The sequence below is a fragment of the Pseudomonas sp. KH_046_2 genome (assembly GCF_057838985.1).
In genome coordinates this window covers 5,923,694-5,936,791 of sequence record NZ_CM174480.1, presented here as the reverse complement: position 1 = coordinate 5,936,791, position 13,098 = coordinate 5,923,694, and the positions used below count along the sequence as shown (strand labels likewise).

General features: G+C 60.8%; 13 protein-coding genes. 4 read left to right on the top strand and 9 right to left on the bottom strand.

All coding sequences use genetic code 11. The annotated features are described in order from the left end of the window. Positions 1 to 130: 130 nt before the first annotated feature. Complete coding sequence (locus AC3IX1_RS27095; RefSeq protein ID WP_489388794.1) at positions 131 to 946, top strand: HDOD domain-containing protein; 816 nt, start codon at positions 131 to 133, stop codon at positions 944 to 946. Positions 947 to 988: 42 nt separating this feature from the next. Then, positions 989 to 1,801 carry a bifunctional DNA-formamidopyrimidine glycosylase/DNA-(apurinic or apyrimidinic site) lyase gene (gene mutM / locus AC3IX1_RS27090; protein ID WP_046039201.1) on the top strand — a complete coding sequence of 271 codons (813 nt, stop codon included), beginning with the start codon at positions 989 to 991 and terminating at the stop codon, positions 1,799 to 1,801. Here mutM and AC3IX1_RS27085 read toward each other — a convergent pair whose 3' ends face one another. The 5 genes from AC3IX1_RS27085 to AC3IX1_RS27065 all read right to left on the bottom strand — a co-directional run bounded on the left by AC3IX1_RS27085 (position 1,802) and on the right by AC3IX1_RS27065 (position 6,504). Next, complete coding sequence (locus AC3IX1_RS27085; protein ID WP_252884975.1) at positions 1,802 to 2,053, bottom strand: YfhL family 4Fe-4S dicluster ferredoxin; 252 nt, start codon at positions 2,051 to 2,053, stop codon at positions 1,802 to 1,804. Between the two features lie 164 nt (positions 2,054 to 2,217). Next, positions 2,218 to 2,697, bottom strand: coding sequence for a pantetheine-phosphate adenylyltransferase (gene coaD / locus AC3IX1_RS27080; protein WP_046039203.1), 480 nt, complete (start codon positions 2,695 to 2,697; stop codon positions 2,218 to 2,220). A 115-nt stretch (positions 2,698 to 2,812) separates the two neighbouring features. Further along, on the bottom strand, positions 2,813 to 4,408 hold the full coding sequence (locus AC3IX1_RS27075; RefSeq protein ID WP_489386447.1) for a GMC family oxidoreductase: 1,596 nt from the start codon (positions 4,406 to 4,408) through the stop codon (positions 2,813 to 2,815). A 91-nt stretch (positions 4,409 to 4,499) separates the two neighbouring features. After that, positions 4,500 to 5,045: a twin-arginine translocation pathway signal protein gene (locus tag AC3IX1_RS27070; protein ID WP_489386446.1), complete on the bottom strand. Its 546-nt coding sequence runs from the start codon at positions 5,043 to 5,045 to the stop codon at positions 4,500 to 4,502. A gap of 28 nt (positions 5,046 to 5,073) precedes the next feature. Next, the gene (locus tag AC3IX1_RS27065; protein WP_489386445.1) at positions 5,074 to 6,504 is read right to left on the bottom strand and encodes a coniferyl aldehyde dehydrogenase; all 1,431 of its coding nucleotides are present in this window, start codon (positions 6,502 to 6,504) and stop codon (positions 5,074 to 5,076) included. Positions 6,505 to 6,649: 145 nt separating this feature from the next. Here AC3IX1_RS27065 and AC3IX1_RS27060 point away from each other — a divergent pair, with 145 nt between their 5' ends. Beyond that, positions 6,650 to 7,321 (top strand): TetR/AcrR family transcriptional regulator, encoded by a 672-nt coding sequence (locus tag AC3IX1_RS27060; protein WP_008048320.1) that lies wholly within the window; start codon positions 6,650 to 6,652, stop codon positions 7,319 to 7,321. Between the two features lie 32 nt (positions 7,322 to 7,353). Beyond that, complete coding sequence (locus tag AC3IX1_RS27055; protein WP_489386444.1) at positions 7,354 to 8,208, top strand: sulfurtransferase; 855 nt, start codon at positions 7,354 to 7,356, stop codon at positions 8,206 to 8,208. A gap of 121 nt (positions 8,209 to 8,329) precedes the next feature. On the opposite strand, the gene AC3IX1_RS27050 is transcribed toward AC3IX1_RS27055, so the two are convergent. The 4 genes from AC3IX1_RS27050 to AC3IX1_RS27035 form a co-directional block, all read right to left on the bottom strand. Then, positions 8,330 to 9,169 carry a helix-turn-helix transcriptional regulator gene (locus AC3IX1_RS27050; protein ID WP_489386443.1) on the bottom strand — a complete coding sequence of 280 codons (840 nt, stop codon included), beginning with the start codon at positions 9,167 to 9,169 and terminating at the stop codon, positions 8,330 to 8,332. Positions 9,170 to 9,172: 3 nt separating this feature from the next. After that, positions 9,173 to 10,192, bottom strand: coding sequence for a hydrolase (locus tag AC3IX1_RS27045; protein WP_489386442.1), 1,020 nt, complete (start codon positions 10,190 to 10,192; stop codon positions 9,173 to 9,175). Positions 10,193 to 10,265: 73 nt separating this feature from the next. After that, the gene (locus AC3IX1_RS27040) at positions 10,266 to 11,711 is read right to left on the bottom strand and encodes a M16 family metallopeptidase (RefSeq protein ID WP_489386441.1); all 1,446 of its coding nucleotides are present in this window, start codon (positions 11,709 to 11,711) and stop codon (positions 10,266 to 10,268) included. Next, the gene (locus AC3IX1_RS27035; RefSeq protein ID WP_489386440.1) at positions 11,704 to 13,050 is read right to left on the bottom strand and encodes a M16 family metallopeptidase; all 1,347 of its coding nucleotides are present in this window, start codon (positions 13,048 to 13,050) and stop codon (positions 11,704 to 11,706) included. Before AC3IX1_RS27035 ends, AC3IX1_RS27040 begins: the two co-directional genes overlap by 8 nt. Positions 13,051 to 13,098: the final 48 nt, after the last annotated feature.

Here is a 13,098-nt window from a genome sequence, read left to right as displayed (position 1 = left end):
GGTTGTCTTGCGATTTGGTATGTCGGATCCAACTTCATAAAGGTTAGAATCACTGTCTGACCCAGAGTGTGCACAAATGTCCCAAGAGCTGACCTCCGAACAGATCCAACAAGCCCTGCAGGGCATCAGCGTGCCGGCCCAGCCGCAAATCATGGTGGATTTGCAGATGGAGCAGTACATGCCCGACCCGGATCTGGAAGTCATTGCCAAACTGATCTCCCAGGATCCGGGTCTTTCCGGTTCGCTGCTGAAGATCGTCAATTCGCCGTATTACGGCCTGAGTAACAAGATCGCTTCGATCCAGCGTGCGGTGAATCTGTTGGGCAGCCGCTCGGTCATCAACCTGATCAATGCGCAGTCGATCAAGGGCGAGATGAATGACGACACCATTGTCACCCTGAACCGTTTCTGGGACACCGCCCAGGACGTGGCCATGACTTGCCTGACCCTGGCCAAGCGCATCGGCGTCGAAAATGGTGACGAAGCGTATGCCCTAGGCTTGTTCCACGACTGCGGCGTGCCCTTGATGCTCCAGCGTTTCCCCGACTACATGGGCGTTCTGGAGCAGGCCTATGCCAACGCCAGTGCTGAATGCCGGGTGGTCGACACGGAGAACCAGGTGTTCAATACCAATCACTCGGTGGTCGGGTATTTCACCGCCAAGTCGTGGCGCCTGCCGGAACATGTGAGTGCTGCGATCGCCAATCACCATAATGCCCTGGCGATCTTCAGCGATGAGTCGTCGCGCAACAGTTCGCTGAAGAACCTGCTGGCGATCCTGAAGATGGCCGAGCATATTTGTGCTTCCTACCGTGTACTGGGCAACCAGACCGAAGATCACGAGTGGAACAGCATCGCGGCGTTGGTGCTCGATTATGTCGGTCTCTCGGACTACGACTTCGAGACCCTCAAGCAGACGATCCGCGACCTCGGCACTCATCGCTGAGTGTCGGAACCTTCCAGGCCATGCGCCTGAGCCGAGAGCACCATGCCTGAATTGCCAGAAGTCGAAACCACCCGTCGCGGTATCGCGCCATACCTGGAAGGCCAGCGGGTCAGCCGGGTGATCGTGCGTGAGCGTCGCTTGCGCTGGCCAATTCCCGAGGACCTCGATGTACGGTTGTCCGGGCAGCGCATCGTGCTGGTGGAGCGGCGTGCCAAGTACCTGCTGATCAATGCCGAAGTCGGCACCTTGATCAGTCATTTGGGCATGTCAGGCAATTTGCGTCTGGTGGAAGCCGGGCTGCCGGCGGCCAAGCATGAGCATGTGGACATCGAACTGGAATCGGGCCTGGCCCTGCGTTACACCGACCCGCGGCGCTTCGGCGCAATGCTCTGGAGCCTCGATCCGCTCAATCACGAATTGCTGATTCGTCTGGGGCCTGAGCCGCTGACCGACCTGTTCGACGGCGAGCGCCTGTTCCAGCAGTCCCGTAGCCGTTCGATGGCGGTCAAGCCGTTCATCATGGATAACGCGGTGGTGGTGGGCGTCGGCAATATCTACGCGACCGAAGCGTTGTTCGCCGCCGGGATCGATCCGCGCCGCGAAGCCAAGAGCATTTCCCGTGCGCGTTACTTGAAGCTGGCCATCGAGATCAAGCGCATCCTGGCGGCCGCCATCGAGCGCGGCGGTACCACACTGCGGGACTTTATCGGCGGTGACGGCCAGCCTGGTTATTTCCAGCAGGAACTGTTCGTGTACGGCCGTGGCGGTGAGCACTGCAAGGTCTGTGGCACGGGGCTGCGGGAAGTGAAACTCGGGCAGCGCGCCAGCGTTTTTTGTCCGCGCTGCCAGAGCTGATCAAGTCTTACCGGTAATCTTCCGGTACTTCTCCATCAACTGTTCTTCAGTCTCCGGATGGGCTTCGTCCAGTGGAATGCAATCCACCGGGCAGACCTGCTGGCACTGCGGTTCGTCGTAGTGGCCGACACATTGTGTGCACAGGTTCGGATCGATCACGTAGATCTCTTCGCCTTGGGAAATGGCGGCGTTCGGGCACTCGGGTTCGCAGACGTCGCAGTTGATGCAATCGTCGGTGATGATCAGGGACATGCTAACTCCAGCCGGGGCGGCAAGCCCGGGCGCAATAAACCAATGCACACAATTGTGCCGCATTGGCGCTGTAGGAGCGAGCTTGCTCGCGAAAAACCGTCTAGCGGCGCGGCCTATCCGGTTATTCGCGTCACCGTTAACGTCCATCGCGAGCAGGCTCGCTCCTACTTCTTGAAGCGTTCGGTCAGTGCGTCCGCCACCACAGGGTGCACGAACTTGGTGATATCGCCGCCCAGGGCTGCGATTTCACGGACCAGCGTCGAGGAAATGAACGAATAACGCTCGGACGGGGTCAGGAACAGGCTTTCCACATCCGGCGCCAACTGGCGGTTCATGTTGGCCAGCTGGAATTCGTATTCGAAGTCCGACACCGCACGCAAACCACGCAGGAACACATTGGCGTTCTTCTCTTTGGCGAAGTGTGCCAACAGCGTCGAAAAGCCGACGACTTCAACGTTCGGCAGATGTTTAGTGACCTCGCGCGCCAGTTCTACCCGTTGTTCCAGAGGAAACAAGGGGTTTTTCTTCGGGCTCGCGGCGACGGCGATGATCACATGATCGAACAGGCGCGAGGCGCGTTCGACCAGATCGCCATGGCCCTTGGTAATAGGGTCGAAGGTACCTGGGTACAACACTCGGTTCATCGCGTCGTCCTGGCGGGAATCCGTTGGGGAGTCGGATGGTATCGCAGCCTTCCCGGTCGGCCAAGTCGCCTGTTGGGTAAGAAAGCACTATAGACGATAGGAATAATCGTCATTTTCACGGGTTTTTTAAACGTTCGGCCAGGGAAGTCGCCAGTTGCGCCGTCAGTCCGTAGACCGACATCTGCGGATTGGCGCCAATGCTGGTGGGGAACAGCGAGCCGTCGTGAATCGACAGATTGCCCAGTTGATGATGCCGGCCGAGGCTGTCGGTCACTGCGATTGTCGGGTCTTCGCCCATGGCGCAACCGCCCATCACATGGGCGCTGCCCAGGCGTGTGCGATACAACTCCAGGCTCAGGCCGTCGATCAGCGTGCGCGCTTCGGCGAGGGTCTTCACATAGCGTGCGTCGGCGTGCATCGGCATGACGGCCTTGGCGCCACCGGCAAACTGGATCTCAGCCATGGTATGGAACGCCCGGCGCAATCCATCCCAGGCGTAGGGTGATAGCTGGTAGTCCAGCACCGGCGTGTCATCGCTGCGCAATTCGACGCTGCCACCGGGGCTGTCCGGGTGAAAACCGTCCCGCAGCAACGCCAGCATGGCGTGGGTATGGGCCAGATTGGCCATGTGCTGCGAGTTTTCCTGACCGAAACCACCGAGCAATGTCGTGGCCAGCGCCGGGTGCAGGGGCGGGACTTCCAGTTTGTAGGACATCTTGCCCGTGGTGCCGTCCTGCCATTGGAAATGGTCGGAATAGATCGACTGCGGCGCGCCGTAGAAGGGGTTGACCACTTCGTCGAACAACGCGGCGGACATGTTCACCGGGTGCAGGAACGTGCGTTTACCCAGGCGCTTGTGCGGGTCGGGCGCCCCGGAGCGCATCAGCAGGGCCGGGCTGTTGATGCCGCCGCCGGCCAGCACGAAATGCCGCGCCTTGACCGTGATGGTGCGCCCGGTCGGTGCGACGCAGCGTTCATCCATCGCCGAACATTGCAGGCCGGTGACCTTGTCACCGCTGATGTTAAGTTTTTCGGCGCGGGCCAGGTAAAGCAGTTCGCCGCCTTTTTCCAGGGTCGCTGGAATGGTGGTGACCATCATCGATTGCTTGGCGTTGGTCGGGCAGCCCATGCCGCAGTATCCGAGGTTCCAGCAGCCACGAACGTTGCGCGGGATGACGTGCCACGAGTAATTCAGTGCTTCGCAACCCTTGCGGATCACTTCGTTGTTGGCGTTGGGTGGCACCATCCAGGGCGCGACGCCCAGGCGTTGCTCCATCTTCTCGAACCACGGGGCCATTTCCGCCGGGCTGTGGCCCTTGACGTTGTGCTCTTTGGCCCAGTGTTCCAGGGTCGGCTCCGGGGTGCGGAAACTGGAAGTCCAGTTGATCAGCGTGGTGCCGCCTACCGCCCGGCCCTGGAGGATGGTAATCGCGCCGTCCTTGCTCATGCGGCCGATGCCTTCCTGGTAAAGGTTGGCGTAGGCCTGGTCTTCGAGCATCTTGAAGTCGCTGCTGGTCTTGAGCGGGCCTTCTTCGATCAGCAGCACCTTGTAGCCGGCCGCGCTGAGGATTTCGGCGGTGGTGCCGCCGCCGGCACCGCTGCCGATGATCGCCACGTCCGCTTCGAGTGTCAGGTCCTGGGTCAGTTGCGAGCCGTTGTAGGTTTTCCAGCCTCGGGCCATGCCTTCGCGGAACGGATCGGGTACGGGCATCTTTCAGGTTCTCTTTATTATTTTGGATGCGGTGGTGTGGCGACTGGCGCCATCGCGGGCAAGCCACGCTCCCACAGGTTTTGTGCAGAGTTTAAACAGTGGGCGGCCCGGGATACCCGCAATGCGCCCACGATTCCTTGCGGCCGTACCAGGCCATCATCACCAGTTGCAGCAAGGAGCTGTGGCCCATGCGCAACAGGCTCAACGAACTGTTTTCCCAGCGATCGAGAAAGGCTCGGATGTCGTTTGCACCGGCGTTTTCCCAGCTGCCCCAGATCCCGGTAAGCGGCCCGCGGGTCACGGCCATGCCCAGCACATCGAACAGTTGTTGGGTCAGCTTGAGCATTTCCGGCGACAGGTGGGCGAGGCTGTAGTCCAAGCCTTTCAGTGTGCCCTCGACAGCCTCGGGCATCCGTTCGGCGGTCACGGCACCCTCGAGCATGACCGGAATCAACGCCCGCAAAAACAGCAGGTCGCTGCTGCGTAACGTGACGAAGCCATTCGCCGAGACGCTCGACGAACAGCCGCTGAGGCTGGCTCCGAGCCCGGCGGTGGCGAGGAAAGCTGTGGCGCCGAGGCTGAATTTAAGCAGCCCGCGCCGTGACAGCGCGGGTGTATCGGACAGGCTGGGGGTCATTATTGTTATTACCCGGCTGTGATTATCGTTAGCGGATGAACAGCTTCTGGATCAGCTTCTGGATGGATTTGCCGTACGGCGGGTAGATCAGTTTCGCGGCGTTGAACCGCTGCTTGATCAACACGCCCTTGGCTTTGCTGAAGGTCAGGAACCCTTCATGACCGTGATAGTGGCCCATCCCCGAGGCACCAATGCCGCCAAACGGCATGTCGTCCTGGGCAACGTGCAGTAGTGTGTCGTTCAGGCATACGCCGCCGGAATGGGTTTCGTGCAGCACGCGCTGTTGTTCACGCTTGTCGTAGCCGAAGTAATACAGCGCCAGTGGGCGAGGGCGCTGGTTGATGTAGGCAAATGCCTGGTCCAGATCCTTGTACGGCACGATCGGCAGCAGCGGCCCGAAGATTTCGTCCTGCATCACCGTCATCTCGTCCGTGACGTTGAGCAGCAGGCTATGGCCCATGCGCCGGCCCTGGCCCTGGTCGAACAGCGGCATCAGCAGCGCACCCTTGCTGGTGGCGTCGCTGACGTAACCGTTGAGGCGCGCCAGTTGTCGCTCATTGATGATCGCGGTGTAGTCCGGGTTGTCGGCCAGCGTCGGATAAAACCCGCGGACGGCTGTGCGATAGGCTTCGACGAAACCTCCGACGCGATCCTCCGGCACCAGCACGTAGTCCGGGGCCACGCAGGTCTGGCCGGCGTTCAGGGTCTTGCCGAAGGCGATACGCTCGGCGGCGTCCTTGAGTGGCACGTCGTGAGAAACAATGGCCGGGGATTTACCGCCCAGCTCCAGGGTCACCGGGGTCAGGTTTTCCGCAGCGGCGCGCATCACATGTTTGCCGATGCTGGTGGCGCCGGTGAACAGCAGGTGATCGAACGGCAGGCGTGAAAACGCCACGCCCATATCAGCCTCGCCCAGGACCACGCAAACCAGGTCTTCGGGGAAGATTCGCGCAAGCAGTTGCTTCATCAGCAGGCCGGTCGCGGGGGTCGATTCACTGAGCTTGAGCATTACCCGATTGCCCGCCGACAGCGCGCCGACCAACGGGCCGATGGCCAGGTACAGCGGGTAGTTCCACGGCACGATGACCCCGACCACGCCCAGCGGTTGGTAAACCACTTTGGCCGAAGCGGGCTGGAAGGCTGCGCCCACCTTGCGTCGCGAGGCTCGCATCCAGCCCTTTAGATGTTTGCTGGCGTAATGGATGCCGTGCAGGCTGGGCATCAGTTCGGCGAGCAGGGTTTCATCGGCGCTGCGATGGCTGAAGTCCTGGCTGATCGCATCGATCAGGGCCTGGCGTTCATTGTTCAACAAATCCTTTAGCGCCTTGAGCCATTGCTGGCGCTGCGCGGCCGGTGGCATCGGGTTGGCGGCGTAGGCGGCACGCTGGGCGTCGAACAGGGCCTGAAGTTCCTCCAGCGGCTGCTGTAGATTCTGCAGGTAGGAAATTTCAGCGGTCATGGTCGGCTCCGGATTTATTGTAATGAGGCTATTTTTAGAGTCTATACTCTAAAAAGTCAAATGACATCCTGGAACAGCTTTGTTTTATCCGCTCGTGGATAGATCTAAGATGCCCGTCAACGCACTCTGAATTAAAGCTCAAGCCATGGCCCCACGGATCAAAACCAGCGAGCGCATCGTGCAGAACAGCCTGGAGCTGTTCAACCAGCAGGGCGAGCGCAGCATCAGCACCAACCACATTGCTGCCCACATGGAAATTTCCCCGGGCAACCTGTACTACCACTTCCCGAACAAGCAGGCGATCATCGCCGTGCTGTTCAGTGAGTACGAAAGCCTGGTGGACAGCTTCCTGCGCCCGCCCCAGGGCCGTGCCGCCACGGTCGAAGACAAGCGCTTCTACCTCAAGGAGCTGCTGTCGGCGATGTGGCGCTACCGCTTCCTGCATCGCGATCTTGAACATCTGCTCGACAGCGATCCGGACCTGGCCGACCGCTATCGACGCTTCTCCCAGCGCTGCCTGATCCAGGGTTCGGCGATCTACGAAGGTTTCGTCGCCGCCGGTATCCTGAAGATGGACAAGGTGCAGATCGAGTCCCTGACCCTCAATGCCTGGATCATCCTCACGTCCTGGGTGCGCTTCCTGTGCACCACGCGGGAGAACTCCAGCCACTTGAGCGAGCAGGCCATTAAACGCGGGGTGTATCAGGTGCTGGTGCTGGAAGCCGGGTTCGTCACGGATGAGGCCCGCGATGCGGTCAGCGCCTTGTTCGAAGAGTTTTACGTGCCCCTCGCCCAGGCGCTGGAAGAAGTACAGTAGGATCAAGACCGACTTAATCACAGGAGCCCGCTATGCCCATTGCGCAACTGATCAGCCCGCAAGCCCTGGATCTGAAAAAGGACCAGCCGGGGTTGGTGATTCTGGATTGTCGTTTTGCCCTCGAAGACCCTGATTACGGTCAGCGCAGCTATGCCGAAGGACACATCGCCGGTTCGAGCTATGCCGACCTTGAGCGTGATCTGAGTGGCGCCGTGGTCAAGGGCGTGACCGGGCGTCATCCGTTACCCGAGCCGGCGCAACTGATCGAGCGCCTGCAAGCCTGGGGCATCAATGCCGATAGCGAAGTGGTTGTGTATGACGACGGTCCGGGGGCCTATGCGGCGCGGGCCTGGTGGTTGCTGGCGTGGTTGGGCAAGCGCGACGGTGTATTCATCCTTGATGGCGGCCTCAAGGCCTGGCACGCGGCCGGTTTGCCGCTGAGCCTGGATGCGCCGGTGATTACCCGTGGTTCCTTCACCGGCAGTCCTGACACGGCGTTGCTGATCAGTGCCGAGCAGCTGCAAAAGCGCCTTGCACGGCCGGAACTGACCCTGCTCGATGCCCGCGCATTGCCGCGTTTCAAGGGTGAAGTGGAGCCGATCGATCCGATTGCCGGGCACATTCCCGGTGCCCAGTGTGCGGCGTTTACCGACAACCTGGGTAGCGACGGGCACTTCCTGCCGGCCGATCAGCTCAAGCAGCGTTTCGCCGAGAAACTGGGCGATCGTTCGCCGAATGATCTGGTGGCGTACTGCGGTTCCGGCGTGACGGCGTGCCACAACCTGTTTGCATTGTGTCTGGCCGGTTATCCACTGGGTTCGTTGTATGCCGGGTCGTGGAGCGAGTGGATCAACGAGCCTGCGCGGGGCATCGCCACCGGCGAGTAAACACCACTAAAACCTGTGGGAGCGGGCTTGCTCGCGAAAGCGGTGTGACAGTCAAAGAAGATATTGACTGAACCACTGCATTCGCGAGCAAGCCCGCTCCCACATTGGATTTTCGTTGTCATCAAGATCCGGGAAACTGCCGGGCTGTGCGATACGCCCCCGGTCCAACCCCATACACCTGCTTGAACTGCCGGCTCAGATGGCTCTGGTCGGCAAACCCCAGTTGCATCGCGACTTCCAGCGGCAGACAGCCTCTTTGCAGTAACGCCCGCGCCCGGGCGATGCGCTGTTGCATCAGCCAGGTGTGCGGCGGCATGCCGGTGGCCCGGCGGAATACCCGGGCGAAATGGAATGGCGAGAGATTGACCGCCGCCGCCAGGTCCTCCAGTGAGGGCGGTGCTGCCAGCTGCGCAAGCAGCATTTCCTTGGCCAGGCTCACGGCCCGGTGTTCCTTGCCAGGTTTACCGACATCGGGCACCGCCGCATGACGCTGCAACAGCGACAGCACCAGTTCGCGCCAGACCGTTTGTTGCTGCAATGCGGTGGCGGGGCTTTCCAGCAGGTGGTGAAGCTGGCAGAAACCGTTCACCAGATCCTGGTCGCGATACAGCGTGGCGCCGAAGGCCGGCAAGTGGTGGGTCGGCAGTTCGAGTTCGGCCAGCAGCGAGGTTATCTGCCCGCTGTCCGGATAAAACGCTCGGTAAAGCCAGCCATCCTCGGTGCCTTTGTGACCGGTGTGCAGCTCATCGGGGTTGATCAGCACCAGCGTGCCGCTGCCCGCCAGGTGTTCGGCACCGCGATAGCGATAACGCTGGGCACCGGCCATGATCATGCCGATCACATAGCCGTCATGCACATGGGGGGCGAAACGATGATCGATGTAGCGGGCGGACAATAGCTCGACCCCGGCCAGAGGCGGGGTTTGCCAGAAGTGGATGGACTCGCCTTGGTCAGCGTCCATGATTCAAGCGCGCCCTGTGGCGGCCAGCCACTCGGGGATGCGCCGTTCCAGGTAGTAACCCGGTTGCCTGAGCGTACCGTCGACAAAGCCGACATGCCCGCCCCTGGCTTGCAGTTCGAATTGCGTGCAAGCGGACAGTTCATCGACGTGCGGCAGGCTGTGGGGAAACACGAAGGGGTCGTCGGCAGCCTGAATCATCAAGGTCGGCGTACGAATCTCGCCAAGGAAATAGCGGCTGGAAGCTCGGCGATAGTAATCCTCGGCATCGGCGAAACCGTGCAGTGGCGCGGTGATACGACCGTCGAAATCCCAGAACGTGCGCATGTTTTCCAGGGAGCCGAGGGCCGCCAGGGCGGCCAGGCCGTCCTCGCGTCCGTCGTGCTGGAACTGTCGCTGTTTGTTCTTGATGTAGGCGACCATCTCGCGCATGAAGTGCGCCTGGTAAACCTTGGAGAAGCCTTGGCCGATACGGTCGGCGCACTGGTCCAGGCGGAACGGTACCGACACCGCCACGGCGCCCATCAAGTCGCTGTCGTTGCCGGTTTCGCCCAAATGCTTGAGCAGGACATTACCGCCGAGGGAGTAACCCACCGCATACAGTGGCGCCAGAGGCCGTTTGGCCCGCAAGTGCCTGATGGTTTCGGCCAGGTCTTCGCTGGCGCCGGAATGGTAGCTGCGCGGCAACAGGTTGGGTTCGCCCGAACAGCCGCGCCAGTTCAGTGCGACGCTGGCCCAGCCTCGGTCACCCAGGGCTTTTTGCATGCCGGCCACGTAAGGCGAATTCGACGAGCCGGTGAGCCCGTGCAACACCAGCACCAAGGGGGCATCGGCGCTGTGCGGGCCGTGCCAGTCGAGGTCGAGAAAATCGCCGTCTTCAAGCCAGAGACGTTCGCGTTCGCGGCCGATGTGCACGGTTTTACGCCACAGCGGTCCCCACAAGGTTTGCAAGTGCGGATTGCCGATGCCGAAGGCGGGGGTAAAGGACGGCGGTGAGGCCAGTGCGGGGTGCGATTGCACAGTCATTCTCGGTGGAAGTGTTCTTGAGTCTGCCCGAAGACGCGGCGCGACAGTGCCGCGACCGCGTCATCATGGTTGTCTAACTTGCCACAATCTCGCCAGGCACGCGACACATGGCATTGGTTGCGCTTTCGCTCGGAGCCGGCAGCGGTTGTTGATCTGTCTTCGGCCCCAGGATGACAACGCGCCATTGGTCGGCGTGGTAATGCCGGTTGAGTGCGGCTTTGATTGATACCAGGTTCAGCTTCAAGGCTGCTTGCGTGGCAAAGTCGAGGTCCAGCGGCAGATTGTGAGCGCTGATGGCGTGCAACTGTCTCAGAATCTGCGCATTGGTAGCGCTGTTCAACGGCGCGCTACCGGTCAGTTGCTGTTGGATGTCTTCGAGTTCCTGTTGCGTCGGCCCTTGCGTGAGGAAGTCGCTGAACATTGTCTTGATGTGGGCCAGCACGGCATCGGACTGCTCTGGTCGGGTCTGCAGTTCAATGGTCAGCAACCCTTGTGCCTGAAGGGCAGAAAGGTCGGCTTTGACGTGGTAGGTCAGGCCTCGGCGTTCACGGAGTTCATTGGTCAGCCGGTTGGTGAAAACCCGCATGGCCATCTGTAACGTGATGTAGTCCGGACTGCTGCGCAGGACACTTGGCTGGGCAAGGCGCAGGTAAGCCTGGGTCGATGGTCGCTCAACGCGCAGCACGCTTGGGGCCGTGGGACTTGTCACTGGCTGGATCGCGGCAGTGGCCGGTCCCAGGGGCAAGGCCGCGGAGATCTGCGCACCGATGCGCTGGGCTTCTTCCTCGGTGAGGTCGCCGACCAGTGTGATCCGGGCATTGCCCGCGGCATAAGCCTCGCGATGAAAGTCGTGCGCCTGGGTGCGGGTGATGGAGGCAAGCCCGGCCCGGGTTCCGTAGAGGGACTGAACATAACCGTGGTCGGGAAACAGCTGGCCGAGGTTCGCTTGTCGGGCTTGAACGGCATGGGACTGATCTTCAAGGTCCAGAAAGTACTGCAATTGGGATTTTACTGCAGGCAGGGACTCTTCCGGCAACAGCGGCTTGCCGAGTACCTGGGCAAACAGTTCCAGGGCTGGAGTGCGCCGTGATTCGTCACTCAGGCTACGCAGGGAAAACCAGGTCCGGTCCTGGCTGATACCCATATTCATCCTTGCACCCAGATTATTGAACGTCGCCTGTATGGCATTGACGTCCTTGCCAGCCACACCCTCATTCAAAAGGCTGAAGGTCGCCGCTGCCAGGCCGGGTTGATCCGGGGTGTGGGCGCTGCCGGCGGCAAAGCTCACCAGGGCATCGAACATCGGCAGGCCAGGGGTGCGGATGAACAGGATCTTCGTTCCGCTGAGCGTTTTGTAACCCTTGATCGACAGCGTGCGTTGGGTCGCCGGAGTCTGTGGTTCATTGAGCGATTGCAGCACTGGTTTCTGGGTTGCCGTGGTGGCAGCGGCAGGGGCCTGAGCACCCAACAGCATGCCGGCCAGGATCAATCCATTGATGAGGCCTTTGAGCTTATCCATTGCTTTTCTCCGGCAAGATTTTCGCGGTACTCAGGCGCTCACGCGTCAGGTACGTCTTTGCGACCTCCTGAATATCCAGGGGAGTGACCTTGTTCAGCTCATCCGTATCCTGATCGGCCAGCCGCCAGTCCAGGCCGATGGTTTCCAGCAGGCCCAAGGTGTTGGCCTGTCCTTCCAGATCATCCTGCGCATAAACCGAGTTAGCGATCAGGAGGTTTTTCGCACGCTCCAGTTCCGTCGGTTCCGGTGCCTTGCTCTTGAGTGATTCGATCACTTGCCACATACGGGCCAGGGCTTCGTCAGCGTCATTGAGCTTGTCCGGGTTGAGCTGTGTGGTGATGGTCAGCAGTGAATCACCGCGATTGAAGGCGTCGTACTCTGAGTGGGCCTCAGTGAGTATTGCCTCGCTCAGTTGCAGTTGCTGTTTGATCCGCGCGCTACTGGATCCGGCCAGTAACATATCGAGCAAGCGCAGGGCATGGGCGGTCCGACGATCCGGTGCCGTGGCCAGGCTGGGCGCGTTGAAGCTCATGATCAGGCGCGGGGACGCTACGGGCGCGTGCAGGGTCAGTGACCTTTCACCGGCAGAAGCCAGCTCGACGGGGGCAGGCGCCACAGATGTCGCTCGCCGCTCGAGGTGGCCGAAGTGCTGCTGTGCCAGGGCCTTGATCCGCTCAGGTACAACATCGCCAACGACCACCAGCGTCGCATTGTCCGGCGAATACCAGGCCTGATACCACTGCTGCAATTGCACGGTGTTCATGCGTTGCAGATCGTGCATCCAGCCGATCGTCGGGGTGCGGTAGCCGCTGGCCGGGTGGGCGATGCTGTTCAGTCGTTCGTGAGCAGACACGGTGATTTCATCATCAACGCGCATCCGACGCTCCTCCTGAATGACCTTGAGCTCCGGTGTGAAGTCCTGTTCATTCAGCTCGGCCGTACTCATCAGGTCGGCCAGTATTTCGAAAGCGACGCCTGTGCGACCGGAAGGCAGGGTCTGGTAAAAAGCCGTGAAGTCAGTGCCGGTGAATGCGTTTTGCCTGGCGCCAAGCTTATCCAGTATCACCGCGAACTCTCCGGCGCAGGCCTTGCTGCTGCCTTTGTAGACCATGTGTTCGAGGGCGTGGGACAGGCCCGACTGGCCGGGCAGTTCGTAGCTTGAACCGACCTTGATCCAGAGTTGGGCGGTGACGATAGGGGAGCGGTGGTCCTCGCGCACGACAACCTTGAGGCCGTTATCCAATACGAAGTCTTGCGTCGCAGGGGGTGTCGCCGCGCTGGCCATGAGCGGCAGCCAGGCGATAAAGGGCAGCATAAATGTGCTGCGGGAGATGTTCATCCGTGTTCATCCTCAGTGGTTTGCAGGTAATTGCGCAAACCACTGTGG

Coding starts and splice junctions, on each gene's coding strand:
- AC3IX1_RS27045 (WP_489386442.1), bottom strand. CDS start 10,192: ATGACTGTGCAATCGCACCCCGCACTGGCCTCACCGCCGTCCTTTACC.
- AC3IX1_RS27060 (WP_008048320.1), top strand. CDS start 6,650: ATGGCCCCACGGATCAAAACCAGCGAGCGCATCGTGCAGAACAGCCTG.
- AC3IX1_RS27055 (WP_489386444.1), top strand. CDS start 7,354: ATGCCCATTGCGCAACTGATCAGCCCGCAAGCCCTGGATCTGAAAAAG.
- AC3IX1_RS27065 (WP_489386445.1), bottom strand. CDS start 6,504: ATGACCGCTGAAATTTCCTACCTGCAGAATCTACAGCAGCCGCTGGAG.
- AC3IX1_RS27070 (WP_489386446.1), bottom strand. CDS start 5,045: ATGACCCCCAGCCTGTCCGATACACCCGCGCTGTCACGGCGCGGGCTG.
- AC3IX1_RS27050 (WP_489386443.1), bottom strand. CDS start 9,169: ATGGACGCTGACCAAGGCGAGTCCATCCACTTCTGGCAAACCCCGCCT.
- AC3IX1_RS27085 (WP_252884975.1), bottom strand. CDS start 2,053: ATGTCCCTGATCATCACCGACGATTGCATCAACTGCGACGTCTGCGAA.
- coaD (WP_046039203.1), bottom strand. CDS start 2,697: ATGAACCGAGTGTTGTACCCAGGTACCTTCGACCCTATTACCAAGGGC.
- mutM (WP_046039201.1), top strand. CDS start 989: ATGCCTGAATTGCCAGAAGTCGAAACCACCCGTCGCGGTATCGCGCCA.
- AC3IX1_RS27035 (WP_489386440.1), bottom strand. CDS start 13,050: ATGAACATCTCCCGCAGCACATTTATGCTGCCCTTTATCGCCTGGCTG.
- AC3IX1_RS27040 (WP_489386441.1), bottom strand. CDS start 11,711: ATGGATAAGCTCAAAGGCCTCATCAATGGATTGATCCTGGCCGGCATG.
- AC3IX1_RS27075 (WP_489386447.1), bottom strand. CDS start 4,408: ATGCCCGTACCCGATCCGTTCCGCGAAGGCATGGCCCGAGGCTGGAAA.